This is a genomic window from Anabaena sp. CCY 9402-a, assembly GCF_963920945.1.
GTDB classification, from domain to species: Bacteria; Cyanobacteriota; Cyanobacteriia; order Cyanobacteriales; family Nostocaceae; genus Trichormus; species Trichormus minutissimus.
This window is the reverse complement of the sequence record NZ_CAWUDL010000002.1, coordinates 97,895-115,847: the sequence shown is the minus strand read 5'-3', so window position 1 is coordinate 115,847 and position 17,953 is coordinate 97,895. Positions and strand designations below refer to the sequence as shown.

Sequence of the window (17,953 nt, the reverse complement as noted above, 5' to 3'; positions counted from 1 at the left end):
CCAAAAATATCTTTATTTTTTCTTTAGAATTAATATAAATTAATTTAATCTCAAACAATAGCAATTTGTATTCTAAAAAAATATGCTTTGGTGTTCATATTTTTTACATAATTACGTAAATGTCTCCAGGTATTACTGACAAAGTTTTGTTACTATTGCGTCAATTCATACCAACAAGACACGATTGATGAGACAGTTACAGCAACTTGATCCTGTATTAGAGGAACTTTTTACTCAGATTCAACCAGATATAAAAGAGACCCTCACAACAGAGCAAGTAACAGCCATTAAAAAAGCTTTCGGCTCTAATACTTGGACTCGTTGGCATCCTTTAGACTTACGAATGACACTCCCCATCCCAGGACTAAGATTTTATATGGTGTTGCTGGGGGGTGAAGAACAACGTTCCAAACAACGATTGCAATATGCAAAAGTTTTATACCCTCTTTGGACTCCGAGCAACATCATATTTCTGTTTGTATTTTTCATTATTCTATCTGTATGTAGCTTTGCTACCTTTTCTTCTCTGTTATCAACCTTTAGTTCCATCTCAAACGCCAATTTTTCCCCATCGCCTACATCTATTCCTTGGATTTTCGATAAATCTGAATGTGAACACACTAGCCGAACTTGGGAGAATGGAAAGTGTTGGGATAGTGAACACAATCCTATGTTCTAAAATATACGCCTATTCATAGAAAACAGATGCCTAACAAAGATTTGAAAAAAGATATTTCTCAAACTGATCCTTTTGTAAAAAAATTTTTCGCGCGTATTCCTCCAGACACAGCAGCTACATTTACTAATACCCAATTGGCAGAACTAAAAAGGATATTTCAGGCTCGCGTTGAACAACGCCACTCTGTAGATATTAGGCTTTCTGTACCAATTTTTAAACGACGCTTTTATCTGGTTTATTTGCTGGGTAAAGAAACCCGCCGTTTAAAACGCGTACAAGCTCCTGTTTCCACACCAGCAAACAGAATTTTAGTGACAATATCGGGTTTTGTACTCATAACATCTTTATTGGGTACGCTCCACATAGTTAATAAACTGTGGGGACTTAATATGTTTCCAGATCAAGCAATTAAAGAATCTATCCGAGTTTTGCTCAACAAAGATTAGATTTAATCAGGATGTATCTACTCAGTTTCTACCTTTTGATCAGTTTTGCATCTTCATTGCGATCGCATCGCATCTCCTCACTATTCTTTACTACTTGTAGTCTATCCCCAGCAAAGCGATAATAAACGCTGTTGGTTTTGAACAGGGGCAACATGGGATACGACTTCACAACACTGGCAGCACTTTACAAAAACGCTCTCCTCAATGATGTCCTGCCATTTTGGGAACAGCATTCTCTCGATCCGCAAGGCGGCTACTTCACCTGCTTAAATCGTGAAGGTCAAGTTTATGACACCGACAAATTTATCTGGTTGCAAAACCGCCAAGTCTGGACTTTCTCCATGCTTTGCAACCAACTAGAAAAACGCGAAAACTGGTTGAAAATTGCTAGCAACGGTGCAGAATTTCTGGCTCAACATGGTAGAGATAGCGAAGGTAATTGGTATTTTGCCTTGAATCGTGAAGGTCAACCCCTAATTCAGCCCTACAATATATTTTCTGACTGCTTTGCCGCGATGGCATTTAGCCAATATGCCTTAGCCTCTGGTGAAGAATGGGCGAAAGATGTAGCCATGCAAGCATACAAAAATGTTTTACGCCGTAAAGACAACCCCAAAGGCAAGTATACCAAAGCCTACCCCGGCACACGCCCCATGAAAGCCTTAGCAGTGCCAATGATTTTAGCCAATCTCACCCTAGAAATGGCTTGGCTACTTCCTAGTGAAACCTTGGAAAGTGTTTTAGCTAGCACAGTACAGGAAGTAATGACGGATTTTCTCGACCAAGAACGGGGACTAATGTATGAAAATGTTACCCCTGATGGTTCTCATATTGATTGTTTTGACGGTAGGTTAATTAACCCTGGTCATGGTATCGAAGCCATGTGGTTCATTATGGATATTGCCAACCGTCACAACGAAAGTAAAACTATTAACCAAGCCGTTGATGTGGTGTTGAATATCTTGAATTTTGCTTGGGATAGTGAATATGGTGGGTTGTATTACTTCATGGATGCAGACGGACATCCCCCGCAACAACTGGAATGGGATCAAAAACTTTGGTGGGTGCATTTAGAGTCTTTAGTGGCTTTAGCAATGGGTTATCGCCTGACAGGACGTGCAGAGTGTTGGGAATGGTATCAAAAAATGCACGATTATGCTTGGTCACACTTTGCGGATGCAGAATACGGTGAATGGTTTGGCTATCTGAATCGTCGTGGAGAAGTGCTACTCAATCTCAAAGGCGGTAAGTGGAAGGGATGTTTTCATGTTCCCCGTGCTATGTACCTATGCTGGCAACAGTTTGAGAAATTGCAATCAGCTACGCTGGCCGGATCGCCATCAGTTTAACTTTTGCTAGCGTACAAGTAAAACTGACTGGACTAATATCCTATGAATATTGTCACACCAAAACGATTCACCATTGAAGAACATCATCAATTGATTGAGTTGGGATTTTTAAAGGAGGGCGATCATATAGAATTAATCCGGGGAGAATTGATGCAAATGGTAGCTAAAGGAACACATCATACAGTCTGCGTTTCTATTCTGTGCCGCCAACTGGATAGAATTTTAGGTGATAGAATTGTTATCTACAAACTTATCTACAAATATTTACAGACCTATTTAATTTTCTTAGTTCATAGCAATCAGTAAACAAATAAATAGCAACCCCAGCAATAGTAACAAAGCCTGATGGCGTTTGATCCAGTTATTAATTGTGGTTGTCAAACTACTGGCATTACGCTGTTGTTCTAAAATGGATTGCCTTTCAGCAATATTTTGGTAAAGAGTACAGTCTTTAGCGTAGGGACGTTGGAGAAAATTGCAAGTATCATCAGCATGGTAGGTGCAACTATTGCACAGATATTCATTTTTATTAGCACGGTGTACAGTAATACCGGGATGCCCGTAGGCTTTGAGTGTTGTCCGACAATAGGGACAAGTTAAAGCCTGACTATCAATGAGTTGGTGACAGTGGGGACAAGATACAGTAGCCACAATTTAAGCTCAAATTACTAAACATTCTGATTTTAACTATTTTAAAAGTGCTGAGTGCTGTTAGCGGTAGCGCGGTGTTTAGCCATCTTGTCACCCGTTAAGCCAAATTTGGGAACAATTAACTCAGTGGGTGCGAGGAGATAAAAGTGTTAGAAGAACGCGCATATTGGCTAGCTTGGGCGCAAATTTCGGGGATTGGTCCAGTGTTGCTGCAACGATTACAGCAGCATTTTGGGACGTTAGCGACAGCATGGAACGCTACTAAAGCTCAATTGGGGGAAGTTGAGGGTTTTGGTTTACAAACATTAGCAAAAGTGGTAGAACAGCGATCGCGTCTCAATCCACAACAATTACTCATCCAGCACCAACAAGAAAATCCCCATTTCTGGACACCAGCCGATGCAGAGTATCCTCGGTTGCTACTAGAAACCCCTAGCCCACCACCAATTTTGTACTATCGGGGTGAGGTAGAATTATCTGAAAATTTCGGACAAAAACCCCTAGTGGGAATTGTGGGAACTAGACAACCATCAGATTATGGCATTCGTTGGACTCGCCAAATTAGTACAGCTTTGGCGAAAAATGGCTTTACAGTAGTGTCTGGGATGGCGGAGGGAATCGACACAGAAGGTCATAGTGCTGCAATGAAAGCTGGAGGACGCACCATCGCCGTTGTTGGGACTGGTGTAGATGTGATTTATCCTCACAAAAATCAGGACTTGTACAGACAGATTTTGGCGGCTGGATTAGTTGTCAGTGAATATCCAACCAAAACTCCACCTGATCGCACTCACTTTCCTCGTCGTAATAGAATTATTGCAGGTTTAAGTCGCGCCATTTTAGTCATAGAAGCACCGTTAAAATCTGGTGCTTTAATTACAGCCACCTACGCCAATGACTTTGGTAGGGATGTATATGCACTCCCCGGCAGAATAGATGATTACCCATCCCAAGGCTGTTTAAAATTAATCAGTCAAGGAGCATCTTTAATTCTCAAAGAATTAGATGAATTACTCAAAATGCTGGGAGCTATACCACAAATTGACACTGTTGACACATCGCCAGCACCAGAACAGTTAATTTTGCCCATTTTATTACCAGAACTGCAACAGGTGATGGATGCAATTGCAGTGGATACGATCCCCTTTGACTCACTAGTGCAGAAAACAGGTATGAATACCAGTTCAGTTTCTAGTGCTTTATTACAGTTAGAACTAATGGGTTTAGTTTCACAGTTACCAGGAATGCGGTATCAGAAAGCGTAGGAGGGGAGGTGACAGAGGACAAGAAAGCAGGGGAAGCAGGGGAAGCAGGGGGAGCAGGGGGAGCAGGGGGAGAAAAATACAATGCCTAATGCCCAATTACGATTTTTCCCCATATTCCATACCATTAGCATCAGCATAACGGTGCATAAAGCGCATGAATCGTTCCCAATGATCATCGCGCTCAATTTCAATTTTGCATTCTACCCCTCTTAGTTCGTCGCCTTCGTCACCCCCAAAAATGAATCGAGTCGAAGATGGGGTAAGACTAATTTCACCTTCTTCATCAGTTAAAAGTAAGGCATTTAATGATTGTTTTGTAAAACTGTTAAATCCTTCCAATGCTTGCAATTGCTCAAACGTCATCATAACGATGCGTTTACCAGTGCGGACTTCGCGCCGTAAACTGACGTTACTCAGTTCTTCATAAATACCTGCAAAAAACTGAATTGAGGGGGTTGTTGAGGACATAATTAATAATTCAAAATTCAAAATTCAAAACTGGGCATGGGATATGGGGCATTGTATTTTTCTCCCCCTGCTTCCCCTGCTTCCCCTGCTCCCCCTGCTTCCCCTGCTCCCCCTGCTTCCCCTGCTTTACTGACCTATCTAGGAGGGTAATATTGTTGTTGTGGATTCACTACAGGAGCTTGATAGCCACTAATGGGGGTGCTAGGTGCAGGTGCAGTGATGATGGGAGATTGATAGCTTGTTGGGGGTATGCTACTGGTGGTGTTGCTAGGTGTGGGAGGACTTTGGCTAAACTCTTGGTAAGCGGCGCGAGAAATTGAGCTAATGAGTTTTTCTGCACGGGGGTCGTTGTTGGGGCGTTGTACCATGACGGCAGCTATGTAACGCTTACCAGTAGGGGTATCAATGATACCAGCATCTGCTAATACAGTGCCAATATCGCCTGTTTTATGATATATGCGTGCGCCTTGATCTAAACCGGAAGGTAGGAGATGATTTCGTTCTGTGCGTCGCATTATATCAAGTATTTGATCACGCGATCGCATACTAACTAATTTGCCCTGACTTACCATAGACAGCAGATTCCCCAATTCTTTAGGGCTGGTGGTGTTTGTGCCTTGCAAATCTGGCAATGGGTTGCGAATGGCTGTGCTGGTGAGTCCCCAACTCTGAAAACGCTGATTAACTGCTTCTATCCCTCCTAATCGGGCAATCAGCATATTGGTGGCGGTGTTGTCGCTGATGGTGATCATTTTAGTTGCCACTTCTAAAGCCACATACTGCGTTCCGGCTGGTTTGTATTGTAGATTTCCCGAACCACCAACCATCATCTCCTTCTGCATGGTCAACATTTCATCGAGACGAATCTTACCAGCGTCTACATCCTGAAAAAAGGCAATTAAAACTGGGACTTTAATTGTGCTGGCCGCAGGTAAGCTGTTATCAGCATTAATATTTACATATCCTCCGGTATCTAAATCAACCAGGAACACCCCAGGGGTGAGATTGGCATTGGCTGCTACCAAATCTTGGACGGCATTTTTCAAAGTTGGGATTTCTTGGGAGAGGTACAAGCCAGCAGCTGAGTTAGTTGGGGCGGGTTTTGGTTGCACTTGTCCACTATTGTTAGATGTAGTTGAAGTTGTAGGAGTGGTGTGGTTTGCGGGATCTAAGACTGATAAGACAGTACCAACAATAGCACCAATGCCAACGCCGACAATTAATAACCGGATGGCGTACAAAATCGCTCTAGCCATTGGCTTTAACCGCGTTTTTTTTGATACTCGTCTACCCATTTTTGGTAACGGCTGTCTCTGAACTCGTACTGTTTTTACCTTCACATTCCTCGACGGCATTGGCATCTGCCTAGTTGCTGTAGGAATGGGTTTGACGACAGTCGGCATCATTAATCCTTGTTTGGACTTTCTCGTCCCAAGAGCAATGGGGGGAGGTAAAATATTGTTGTTATCCAAACGTGTGACGACCGCCGCACCTGTGGCTGCACGCTGCTGATTAGGAACTTTAACTTTTTTCGGTTCGCCTTTTGAAACTTTATGCGATCGCTGGCGACGGGTTACAGGTTGTCGCTGCGAAAAATTTCTTAGTTTGTCACCTGACTCTGACACTGCCACTCCTTGTAACTTACTCAATTTGTTGTTTAAGGCAGGAGGCAGGAGGCAGAAGGAAACTTTACTCGCCTCTAGTCCCTAGTCCCTATACCCTTTTCCATATATCCTGGTGTACCCAGTTTCATGACGGCTACTTAGTAGCATTTTTGTGTTTAGTTTATGTCATATTAAATAATTTGGGAAATAATTGCGTCAATCTTAAACTTTTGATAGAGGATTGGGAACTAATCAATTCAAAATTCAAAATTCAAAATTATTCGCGTTAGCGTCACGCAGTGAAGAACCTCTGAGGACTGGGGACTAATTCCCAAGTTCATGACGACTTATCTGTTTGGTTGTTAATTGCCCATTCTACCTGTCGCAGCAGGCCGCGCAACATTGCTACTTCGTTTGTTTGCAGATGAGCGCGATTATATAGTTGGCGGAATTTTTCCATGCGGCTGGTTGCTGTATGGGGATACAGGTAACCAATGCTGAGGAGTAACGATTCTAATTGCTGATAGTATGTCTCGACTAATTCTAATGGAGCTAGTTCCGTGACTGTGATGGTTGGCGTTTCGTTTAATTCTGCTTGTTGTGCCAGTTCGTAACAGCAGATACCCACCGCACTAGCTAAGTTCAAAGATGAATAATTGGGACTACTAGGAATGCGAACGAACCTGTGGGCATAATTTAATTCTTCATTGCTTAATCCCCTATCTTCCCTGCCAAAAATCAGGGCTGCGGGTTGGTGGGGTGGTTCTAATAACCAAGGTAGTGCCGTTCTAGGATTTTCTAAGGGGACTGAAAAATCGCGATCGCGTCCCGTGGTGGCGATCGCACTTACACATCCTTGCAAGGCTTCTGGTAGCGTGTCCACCACTACCGCCGACTCTAAAATATCTTTGGCATGAACAGCCATTCTCATCGCTTCTGTCGATAGGCGATCGCATTGGGGATTAACTAATACTAAATGCTCTAACCCGAAATTCTTCATCACACGGGCAATTGAGCCTACATTTAAAGGGCCGGCTGGTTCTACCAAAACAATTCGTATCCCAGCCAATCCCATTATTCACACTCCTAGCTTCTCTCAAAGCCAGCAGTCGGATTTGAACCGACGACCTTCCGATTACAAGTCGGATGCACTACCACTGTGCTATGCTGGCAGGTTTTTTGCTTACTCTCAAGCACTCACCGATTTTAAATTATATCACAACATAATTATTTGTCCAGTATTTAGTTGTGAGTAATGAGTGGAGAGTGGGGAGTGCTGAAATGATGAAATCATCAGCAAAGTTGATAAATTGATAAATGTAGCAAAAGCTTTCCCCCCCTTCTGCCTTCTGCCTTTCTTTTTGACATAGCAGGGGAAAGAAACAGAAGCATATAATTGTTCTTTACAGATCAAAAGCATGGCAGCATTGTTTGGACGAGATTTGTTAAGTCTGGCAGACTTGAATTCTACGGAACTTCAAGAACTGCTGCAATTGGCAACGCAGTTGAAATCACAACAGTTGCAGTTGCGATGTAACAAAGTTTTGGGGTTGTTGTTTTCTAAAGCCTCAACTCGCACACGAGTTAGTTTTACTGTGGCAATGTATCAATTGGGTGGACAAGTCATTGATCTAAATCCTAATGTCACCCAAGTTAGTCGGGGAGAACCCATACAAGATACGGCGCGAGTATTAGATCGATATCTGGATATTCTGGCAATTCGCACCTTTGAACAACAGGAGTTAGAAACTTTTGCTAACTATGCCAAGATTCCGGTAATTAATGCACTCACTGATTTAGAACATCCTTGCCAGATATTAGCTGATTTATTGACAGTACAAGAATGCTTTGGCACTCTTGCCGGGTTAACTTTAACCTATGTTGGTGATGGTAATAATGTTGCTAATTCTTTGATGCTAGGCTGTGCTTTAGCTGGGATGAATGTCAGAATTGCCACTCCTCAAGGCTATGAGCCAGATTCTACCATTGTGGAAAAAACACGCGCGATCGCTGCTAATAAAACAGAAGTTTTAATTACTAATGATCCACAGTTAGCAACTAAGGGGGCAGCCGTACTCTACACTGACGTTTGGGCAAGTATGGGGCAAGAAGCTCAAGCAGACGATCGCTTTCCGATTTTCCAACCTTATCAAATTTCTGAGCAGTTATTGAGCCTTGCAGAGCCAAATGCCATTGTTTTACATTGCTTACCTGCCCATCGCGGCGAAGAAATTACCGCAGAAGTGATTGAAGGTTCACAATCACGCGTTTGGGATCAGGCAGAAAATCGATTGCACGCACAAAAGGCTTTATTGGTAAGTCTCTTAGGTGCAGATTGAGAACAGTTATGAGTGCTGAGTTATGAGTGCTGTTAGCGGTAGCGCGGCGTTTAGCCGATGCTGAGGTAAGAGTCATTAGTCATTAGTTTTAACCTCTGTCACCTGTGTTTCTCCGAAGCAGTTTGAAAAGTCAAAAGGTAAAAGAACAGAAACTTCTTTCTTTTACCTTTGAATAACTAATCAGACAAAATTAATTACCTGCTTTACTGTCACCTGTCACCTATCACCTGTCCCTTATCTCTTTTCTCAACTACTTATTTTTATTTTTATCTTGTGATTAATGATTTTTTATAGTACTAATGTTCTAGGGACATTTATATTTACCTCCCTCATATTTTATGGAAAGGCTAACAGAAGCGCAACAAGAACTTTATGAATGGTTGGCAGAATATATCAGAACGCATCAGCATTCTCCTTCGATTCGCCAAATGATGCAAGCGATGAATTTAAAATCGCCCGCACCAATTCAAAGTCGTCTAGAACATTTACGCAATAAAGGATACATAGAATGGACTGAAGGGAAAGCGCGAACTATTAGAGTTTTACAATCTATCAAGCAAGGTGTGCCGGTTTTAGGCACAATTGCGGCTGGTGGTTTAATAGAACCTTTTACTGATGCTGTAGACCATATCGATTTTTCTAATTTTACCTTACCACCCCAAACCTATGCTTTACGGGTAGCTGGGGATAGCATGATTGAAGATTTAATTAGTGACGGTGATTTAGTCTTTCTGCGTCCAGTTCCCGAACCTGAACATTTAAAAAATGGCACAATTGTTGCAGCCAGAGTAGATGGCTACGGTACTACATTAAAACGTTTTTATCGAAATGGCGATCGCGTCACCCTCAAACCCGCCAACCCCAAATACAACCCCATTGAAGTCTCCGCTATGCAAGTACAGGTACAAGGTTCTCTCGTCGGCGTTTGGCGCGGTTACGTCTGAATAGAGAATAGGGACTGGGACAAGGAAGCATTTCTACCTTGTCTCTTTCCAATACTTCATCCCAAATCTGCAAGATTTCTTTAATTTTGAATTTTGAATTTTTATGTACCTGACGCTAAATCCAGTGCAGCAACTACCCTCTTTCCGCCTGAAATTACCCTTTGTTAAGGAAGGTGGGGGGAGTTACCAAACTCAACCATTACCAGGATGCCCTAAAATGCCGGCATCTCTGCAATTGCGCCAGTATCAGCAACAAGCTATTACTAACTGGTTTGTAAATAACGGCAGAGGTACGTTGAAAATGGCTACTGGTAGTGGTAAAACTATCACTGCACTGGCTGTAGCTTTTGAACTGTACAAACAAATTAACTTGCAAGTGTTATTGGTGGTGTGTCCCTACCGCCATCTTGTCACCCAATGGGCGAGAGAATGCGAAAAGTTTAATTTACAACCAATTTTAGCTTTTGAGAACGTCCGCAATTGGCAAAGTCAACTTTCTACCCAACTTTATAATCTGCGTTCTAGTTCTCAAAGTTTTGTCACAGTGATTACTACTAACTCGACATTAATTGGTGATGGTTTTCAATCGCAACTCAAGTATTTTCCGGTCAAAACTTTAATTATTGGTGATGAAGCCCATAATTTAGGCGCACCTAAATTAGAAGAAAGTTTACCCCGCAGTGTGGGTTTAAGACTAGCTTTATCTGCTACACCAGAAAGATATTTTGATGATAATGGTACGCAATCTTTATTTGATTATTTTGGCACAGTTTTACAGCCGGAGTTCACTTTGAGAGATGCAATTTCTCAAGGGGCTTTGGTTCATTACTTGTATTATCCCATACTTGTAGAATTAACTGAAGCTGAAAGTATTGCCTATTTAAAACTAACTAAAAAAATCGGTAGGTCTCTACTCTACCGTGATCGAGAAAATGGGCAATCATCTAATTTTGAGGATAACGAAGATTTAAAGCCATTATTAATGCAAAGAGCGAGATTAATTGGTGCAGCAGCCAATAAATTAAATGCCCTACGGGAATTAATGGCAACTCGTCGGGAAACTACCCATACACTTTTTTATTGTAGTGATGGTTCTCTAGAAACAGGGCAGCGTTCATCTTTACAACAACTCAAAGCTGTTGCTAAAATTTTAGGAGTAGAATTAGGTTATAAAGTCAGTACCTACACAGCCCGAACACCTTTAATAGAAAGAGAAATTTTACGAAATCAATTTGAAAATGGTGAATTACAAGGTTTAGTTGCAATTCGCTGTTTAGATGAAGGGGTGGATATTCCAGCTATTAAAACGGCGGTAATTTTGTCAAGTTCTGGCAATCCCCGCCAATTCATTCAGCGACGGGGAAGAGTGTTACGCCCCCACCCACATAAGGAGCGAGCTACTATATTTGATATGATTGTTTTGCCACCAGATTTAGATCGAGAAACCATAGAAGTAGAACGCAATCTATTAAGAAAAGAACTAAGACGCTTTGTGGAATTTGCCGACTTAGCTGATAATGCGGGTGAAGCTAGGATAAAACTACTTACTTTACAAAAACGATATGGCTTGTTAGATATTTGACAACCAATACAAATTATTCACGGTAGCGATCGCTAGGATATTATTGTAAATACTTATATCATTGATAAGAAAATTTGTATTATCAAGAGTACATTACAAAATGTATCTTTCAGAGCATAGTCAAAATAACATCACGATTTTCTTTGATAGAAACGCAAACTATAGCCTATGTGGTGAAATACTCTTATCTTCCAGCTTTTTTACTATTTAGACTTTTAACGATAACTCCTTTGTAAAATTAAGCCTCTTATTGAACAGGCGGTTGAAGAATGAATTCACCGTATGCTATTGATTTGCCAACTCTAGACTTAGTAATTCAATATTCGCCTTGGACTGTAACACCAGATACGCTGGTGATTGATGTAATTGGTTTAATGAATCGGGTAAGAGGTGATGATAGTAGTCTATTCAATGCCATATCGCCCCAGCACGACAGTTGTGCTTTGATCGTCGAGGGAACGAGATTAGTAGGAATATTCACGCTGCAAGATGTAGTATATTTGACGGCTTTAGGGAGGGATTTATCTGAGGTAAGAATCGCTGAGGTGATGACACAACCAGTTATTAGCCTCACACTTGCTGAGAGTGAAAATGCCCTGACGGCTTTATTATTCATGCGTCAGCACCAGATTCGTCACTTACCTGTAGTAGATACAAAGGGAGAATTAATCGGGCTGATTACTCAAGACAGGATTCGTCAGGTGGTTGAGCCAGCACACTTGTTGAAATTTCGCACTGTGGCGGAGGTGATGGTAACTACAGTAGTTCACGCGCCACCAACTGCATCGGTGTTGGAATTAGCCCAATTGATGAGGGATGGCTGCATCAGTTGTATAGTGATTGTGGCAGGAGAGCAGGAGAAAAAAAAGAGCAACTCTCTATTACCCGTGGGGATTATAACTGAGCGAGACATCGTAAATTTTCAGTTGCAAAGACTGGATATCGCCCAAACTCCGGCGGAAGCAGTCATGAGTCAGCCGATATGCAGCGTCAGTTCAACTGCGTCCTTGTGGACTGTCAAGCAGTTGATGCAGGAGCAAGGGGTGCGGCGAGTCATCGTAGTGGGGGAGCAAGGAGAACTCCAAGGGCTAGTAACACAAACTAATCTGCTACAAATCTTTGACCCCGCAGAAATCCTAGGAGTCATGCAAGCCTTACAAAAAACAGTAGAAGAGCAGACAGTGCAATTGAGGGAAGCCAACGAACAGTTACAGCAACAGGTAAGAGAACGCCAACAGGTAGAAGCATCACTCCAGCAAACCGAAGCAGAATTAGAATTGCGAGTAGCAGAACGGACTGCTGAACTGGTGCAGGTAAATACACGCTTACGAGGGGAAATAGCAGAGCGCAAAAAAGCTGAGGTAGCTTGTCAAGAAAGCGAGCAACGCTTGCAACTTGCTCTTTGGGCTGGCAATACTGGCATTTGGGACTGGAATCTCAAAACCAATCAGGTAATCTGGTCTGAGAATCTGTTCTCTTTATTTGGTGTAACTCCCGATACATTTGATGTTAGCTATGAAAATTTTTTAAATCTAATTGTTCATCCTGAAGACCGCGAACCACTGCATCAGTCAGTTTTGCGAGCGATTGACCAACAAGTACCCCATAATATCGAATTCCAGTTTCTTACTCCTGATGGTAAAGTTGGCTGGTCAGTATGCAAGGGGAAGGTGTTCTATGATGACACTGGTCAGCCATTTCGGTGGACGCTCGTACGCGATGAATTGGGGAAACCTCAATCCATCCTAGTAGTAAACACCGATATTACAGAGAAAAAACAACTAGAGCAACAATTTTACCGCGCTCAAAGGCTTGAGAGTGTAGGAACTCTCGCAAGTGGCATTGCTCACGACCTCAACAATGTTTTTGCTCCCATTATGATGATTGCTCAATTACTGCCTTCCAGATGCAAAAATGTTGATGCGCGGACTCAAGAACTATTCCAAACACTGGAAAATAGTTCTCAGCGTGGAGCTAACTTAGTCAAACAAATTCTCACCTTTGCTCGTGGAACAGAAGGGAAACCGATTCTATTACAACCTGGACATCTGCTTAAAGAACTAGTCAAAGTTATCAAACAGACATTCCCCAAATCTATAGAAATTCAGACTCATATCCCCACCAACACACTGTGGATGGTTAAAGCCGATCCTACCCAACTGGAGCAGGTGTTTATGAATCTGGCAGTCAACGCCCGTGATGCTATGCCCAATGGTGGGATCTTGACCATCTCTGCGGAAAATCGCTTCCTTGATCAAACCTATACCCGGATGAACCTTGATGCTCATCCGGGAGACTACATTGTTGTTACAGTCTCTGATACAGGAACAGGCATTCCTCCAGAGTTATTGGAACATATTTTTGAGCCATTTTTTACAACTAAAGAACTTGGGACAGGTACAGGACTAGGACTAGCAACAGTTTTAGGTATTGTCAAAAACCACGCTGGTTTTGTGGAGGTATCGAGTCAAGTAGACAAAGGTACGCAATTTCAGGTCTACTTGCCAATAGGAGAAGGAACATTGGCCGAGTCGAGAATAGAAGGAGAACTGCCTAGAGGTAACGGTGAGTTAATTTTGGTCGTAGACGATGAATTAGTAATTCAAGAAACAACCAAGGAAACCTTAGAAAATTATAACTACAAAACCCTTGTAGCTAACGATGGTATTGAGGCGATCGCACTTTATGCACAATACCAGCAAGAAATCAGCGCAGTCTTACTAGATATGCTCATGCCCAACATGGACGGATTAACCACTATCCGCACCCTGAAAACCCTAGACCCCGAAGTTAAAATTATTGCCACCAGTGGTTTACCCGCCAACTGCCAAAAAGCTCTTTTCGTAGGTGCGACAGCCTTCTTATCCAAACCCTACACAGCAAGAGATTTATTGACTACTTTCTCTCATAAGTAAGTAGTTAATAAATCTCTCTTCTCTCTGCGCCTTCCCTGCGGGACGCTCCGCGAATGCGCGAGTAAATCACCCCCCATTCAGCAACGCCAACATATCTGTAAACTTTTTCTAAAAGTTGTAGTCAATTGTACGTTATGTGAGAAGATAAATAAATGATATTAATATAATGGAATGCTAGCAAAATTTTTAAAATCACAAAATTCCCATTATAAGAAATTTTAGTATAATTCAAATATATCAGCGATCGCAACAAAAATAAAGACCATTTCGTCAAAAAATTTTAAAATTTAACAGCGATAATTTGCCGAATTAAAAAATAGCCATAATAGTGGCTTTACGGATGTAAAAACAGCAATTGCGGCAGTTAAAATAGAGAAACCCGATCTGCAAAAAATAAGATGTCGCCAGAGCAAAATATAGATGATGTGCAAGAGCCAATTATGAATGCTCCGCCAGAGGTGCGACAAATTATAGAACGAGTATGGCATTTAGAAAAAAATAGACTAGATAAGAAAAGTAATAGCCCCATCAATGATGATATTTTAGATATTGTGAAGGGAGCAGTGCAATGAAGCTCACTTCCATTAAATTGTGTAACTTCCGCTCCTTTTATGGCAAAACCCCAGAGATGATAATTTCTGGGGGAGATGTTCTCAACACCACAATTATTCATGGCAATAACGGCTCAGGTAAAACCAGTTTACTAAATGCCTTTACGTGGGTATTATATGAAAGGTTTAGTGCTGCCTTTGCCTCCACAGAACAATTAGTCAATAAAAGAGCGATCGCCCAAGCACAACCAGGACAAGCTGTAGAATGTTGGGTAGAAATTAACTGGGAACACGAAGGTAAACGCTATAACGTCAAACGCCAATGTCGCGGTTATAAAAATAAAACTGACTTTGCAGTAGGTAAAACCGAATTACTCATGCAAGTAGCTGGAGATGATGGTAGATGGTATTTTCCACTCCAGCAACCAGAAGAAATCATCGGGCAGATTTTACCCGTCAGTTTACACCAATACTTCTTCTTTGACGGCGAACGCATCGAAGAAATAGTACGTTCTGATAAGAAATCAGAAATTGCGGAAGCTACAAAAATTTTCTTAGGTGTAGAAGTCATTAACCGTTCCATCAAACATCTTGGAGAAGCCAAAAAAAGTTTAGAGAATGAACTAAAAGCCATTGGTGACTCAGAAATCAAACAGCTTTTAAGAGAACAAGCCAAACTCGAACAAGAAATTGAGCAAATCAACACCCGCCAAGCAGAAATCAAGCAAGAATTAGAATATCAACAAACCTTTAAAAAAGAAACAGGTAATCGCCTGCAAGAACTCAGCGCAGCCAAAGAATTGCAAGAGAGACGACAAGAATTAGAAAATCAAAAGAAATTAAATCAAGATAATTGGCGACAAACTAAAGAAGCCCTAAAAAAAATTATTTCCTCACGGGGTTATACTGTCTTACTATCAGACACAACAGCCCAATTTCGCGCCATTCTCCATGACCTAAAGCAGAGAGGTGAGTTAACCTCTGGAATTTCGCGGGAATTTGTTACAGAATTACTCAACTCCCAACGCTGTATTTGTGGTGCAGAATTACATCCAGATAATCATGCCCATGCTAATGTAAGTATGTGGTTAGATAAAGCAGGTTCTTCATCAGTAGAAGAAACCGCAATTCGCATGAGCGCACAAGTAGACGAAATTGACAAACAAGCCTCAGCTTTTTGGGAAGAAGTAGACAGAGAACAAACCAGAATCAATCAATTACGTCAAAATATTTCCCAAATTGAAAGCGAATTAGATAACATTCAAGAACGTTTGAGAAAAGACCCCAACGAAGAAATCAGCAACTTGCAAAAACGCATTGATGAAATTGAAAGTAAAATTGATGAATATAACCGAGAACAAGGTGCAAATCAACAAAAAATTACTCAGCTAAAAACAGAAATCGATGCTTTAATTAAACAAATTGCCAAACAAAAGCTGAACGAAGATAAACAATTATTAGCACAAAAACGCATCAACGCTACTCAAGATGCCATTGAACGCCTAACCGAAGTCAGAAACCGCCAAGAAAAGCAATTTCGCTTACAATTAGAAAAAAGATTACAAGAAATATTTACTACTATTTCTTTCACCCCTTACGTTCCCACAATTAGCGATAAATATGAATTAACTTTAATAGAGAATACCTCTGGTATAGAAGCAGCCGTAGCCGCTTCCACAGGGGAAAATCAAATTCTCAGTTTATCATTTATCGCCAGTATTATTGATAAAGTCAGAGAATGGAGTGCCAAGCGTAAAATTCTCACCATACCAGATAGTAGCACCTTCCCAATCGTCATGGATTCACCCTTTGGTAGCCTAGACGAAACCTATCGCCGCCGCATTGCTCAAACATTACCAAAATTAGCAAACCAGTTAATTGTCTTAGTCACAAAAACTCAATGGCGAGGTGAAGTAGAAGCCGAAATGTCAGACAGAATTGGTAGAGAATACGTCCTGACTTATTATTCCTCTAAACCAGACTGTGAACAAGACTATATCGAAATAGCCGGAGAAAGATATCCTTTAGTAAAGCAAAGTCCCAATGAGTTTGAATATACCGAAGTAATTGAAGTAGAAAGAGATTGGTAATCTGATAATTTCTAAGTTTTTATTCAGGAATTTAGTTCTTTTGACCTATGTTCATTAAACCTGAAATTCAAATACCAAAACAATTACCATTTTTAGAAAAGTTATGTTGGCAAAGAGAAGATATAGAAAATCTTACTCTTTTAGAAATGCTGAGAATATATGAGCGAGGATGGCATTATCGAGGAGTTTTAGGTGATTTGAGCCAAACAGAAACTTTATTTGTGCAACAATTAGCTCAATATTATAAATCCTGGTTAGGAGTGCAAATGTTTGAGAGGGAATTGCATCAAATAATTTTAAATGTTCTTAATCAATTAAATGCTAATTTTTTACTAGAATCTGGAGCATACTTTGGCGGCGGAACTCTGGTGAGTTTAAAACATGGCGAATATAGATTAAGCAAAGATATAGATTTTCTCTGTTCTTCTGGTACTGGCTATCGATGGCTACGACAAAACATAGCCGAAAATCAATATAATGCCCTATTTAATACACAAAACAATCTCAAATTTCCCAGAGAACTCAAAGCTGACCAGTACGGGGTAAGATTTGCCATTATGGTTGATGAAACTCTGCTAAAATTTGAAATTATTAGGGAAGGACGTATCGAATTGGGAGAACCAGATTATCCCACTTGGTCGCCCGTACCATGCTTAAATGAAATTGATAGCTTTGCTGAAAAACTTTTAGCCAACTCCGACAGATGGAACGATTCTTCAGTAGATTCGAGAGATTTAATCGATTTGGCTATCCAAAGGCTCAAGTCTCCAATTCCGATAGAAGCTATTAAGAAAGCAGAGACAGCCTATCCCGTAATTGAACCTTTAAAAAAAGCGATATCTTCTTTTCAAAATAACCCTGCTTATCGAGACAAATGTTTTACTGCTTTGCGAATCATCAACCCCAGTAAAGTTATTGATGGGATTGATTTAATGGCGGCGGATTTATCATTAGAAAAGACAGTTAGAACACTCAGCGAAAGTTAATTACTGCAACCCCAAAATACAAAGATATATTTTTTTGTAACGAACTACAGATAAACTCAGAAGAATAAAGATAATTTATCGGTG

The 17,953-nt window shown here is 41.0% G+C and carries 15 protein-coding genes, 1 tRNA gene and 1 pseudogene; 12 read left to right on the top strand and 5 right to left on the bottom strand.

Annotated features, from left to right (window positions below; all coding sequences use genetic code 11):
• Positions 1–187 precede the first annotated feature (187 nt).
• From ACM0OR_RS01640 to ACM0OR_RS01625, 4 genes and pseudogenes are all read left to right on the top strand, one after another.
• On the top strand, positions 188–679 hold the full coding sequence (locus ACM0OR_RS01640) for a hypothetical protein (protein WP_414574742.1): 492 nt from the start codon (positions 188–190) through the stop codon (positions 677–679).
• A gap of 26 nt (positions 680–705) precedes the next feature.
• On the top strand, positions 706–1,125 hold the full coding sequence (locus ACM0OR_RS01635) for a hypothetical protein (protein ID WP_414574741.1): 420 nt from the start codon (positions 706–708) through the stop codon (positions 1,123–1,125).
• A gap of 152 nt (positions 1,126–1,277) precedes the next feature.
• Complete coding sequence (locus ACM0OR_RS01630) at positions 1,278–2,474, top strand: AGE family epimerase/isomerase (RefSeq protein WP_414574740.1); 1,197 nt, start codon at positions 1,278–1,280, stop codon at positions 2,472–2,474.
• A gap of 42 nt (positions 2,475–2,516) precedes the next feature.
• Positions 2,517–2,717, top strand: a pseudogene (locus tag ACM0OR_RS01625) (Uma2 family endonuclease); the annotation flags it as partial.
• 42 nt (positions 2,718–2,759) lie between these two features.
• Here ACM0OR_RS01625 and ACM0OR_RS01620 read toward each other — a convergent pair.
• Entirely contained in the window at positions 2,760–3,125 is a 366-nt protein-coding gene (locus tag ACM0OR_RS01620; protein ID WP_414574739.1) for a hypothetical protein, read from the bottom strand.
• A 146-nt stretch (positions 3,126–3,271) separates the two neighbouring features.
• Here ACM0OR_RS01620 and dprA point away from each other — a divergent pair, with 146 nt between their 5' ends.
• Positions 3,272–4,390 carry a DNA-processing protein DprA gene (gene dprA, locus ACM0OR_RS01615; protein ID WP_414574738.1) on the top strand — a complete coding sequence of 373 codons (1,119 nt, stop codon included), beginning with the start codon at positions 3,272–3,274 and terminating at the stop codon, positions 4,388–4,390.
• A 96-nt stretch (positions 4,391–4,486) separates the two neighbouring features.
• Here the strand turns inward: dprA and psb28 are convergent, their stop codons facing one another.
• From psb28 to ACM0OR_RS01595, 4 genes are all read right to left on the bottom strand, one after another.
• A complete protein-coding gene (psb28, locus tag ACM0OR_RS01610) occupies positions 4,487–4,858 on the bottom strand; it encodes a photosystem II reaction center protein Psb28 (protein WP_414574737.1) in 372 nt (123 codons plus the stop codon).
• Positions 4,859–4,992: 134 nt separating this feature from the next.
• Entirely contained in the window at positions 4,993–6,483 is a 1,491-nt protein-coding gene (locus ACM0OR_RS01605; RefSeq protein WP_414574736.1) for a serine hydrolase, read from the bottom strand.
• Positions 6,484–6,799: 316 nt separating this feature from the next.
• Positions 6,800–7,537, bottom strand: a complete 738-nt coding sequence (locus ACM0OR_RS01600) for an RNA methyltransferase (protein WP_323268594.1) — start codon at positions 7,535–7,537, stop codon at positions 6,800–6,802.
• Positions 7,538–7,562: 25 nt separating this feature from the next.
• Positions 7,563–7,634 (bottom strand) — tRNA-Thr (locus tag ACM0OR_RS01595).
• A gap of 246 nt (positions 7,635–7,880) precedes the next feature.
• Here ACM0OR_RS01595 and argF point away from each other — a divergent pair.
• From argF to ACM0OR_RS01560, 7 genes are all read left to right on the top strand, one after another.
• Positions 7,881–8,801 (top strand): ornithine carbamoyltransferase, encoded by a 921-nt coding sequence (gene argF, locus ACM0OR_RS01590; RefSeq protein ID WP_414574735.1) that lies wholly within the window; start codon positions 7,881–7,883, stop codon positions 8,799–8,801.
• 338 nt (positions 8,802–9,139) lie between these two features.
• Complete coding sequence (lexA, locus tag ACM0OR_RS01585) at positions 9,140–9,745, top strand: transcriptional repressor LexA (RefSeq protein WP_323268596.1); 606 nt, start codon at positions 9,140–9,142, stop codon at positions 9,743–9,745.
• A 103-nt stretch (positions 9,746–9,848) separates the two neighbouring features.
• On the top strand, positions 9,849–11,327 hold the full coding sequence (locus tag ACM0OR_RS01580) for a DNA phosphorothioation system restriction enzyme (protein WP_414574734.1): 1,479 nt from the start codon (positions 9,849–9,851) through the stop codon (positions 11,325–11,327).
• A gap of 269 nt (positions 11,328–11,596) precedes the next feature.
• Positions 11,597–14,242, top strand: coding sequence for a CBS domain-containing protein (locus tag ACM0OR_RS01575; RefSeq protein ID WP_414574733.1), 2,646 nt, complete (start codon positions 11,597–11,599; stop codon positions 14,240–14,242).
• A 398-nt stretch (positions 14,243–14,640) separates the two neighbouring features.
• Positions 14,641–14,814 carry a hypothetical protein gene (locus tag ACM0OR_RS01570; protein WP_190702545.1) on the top strand — a complete coding sequence of 58 codons (174 nt, stop codon included), beginning with the start codon at positions 14,641–14,643 and terminating at the stop codon, positions 14,812–14,814.
• Complete coding sequence (locus tag ACM0OR_RS01565; RefSeq protein ID WP_414574732.1) at positions 14,811–16,883, top strand: AAA family ATPase; 2,073 nt, start codon at positions 14,811–14,813, stop codon at positions 16,881–16,883. The genes ACM0OR_RS01570 and ACM0OR_RS01565 overlap by 4 nt, the downstream gene beginning before the upstream one ends.
• Before the next feature lie 47 nt (positions 16,884–16,930).
• Positions 16,931–17,869 carry a nucleotidyl transferase AbiEii/AbiGii toxin family protein gene (locus tag ACM0OR_RS01560; protein ID WP_414574731.1) on the top strand — a complete coding sequence of 313 codons (939 nt, stop codon included), beginning with the start codon at positions 16,931–16,933 and terminating at the stop codon, positions 17,867–17,869.
• Positions 17,870–17,953 lie beyond the last annotated feature (84 nt).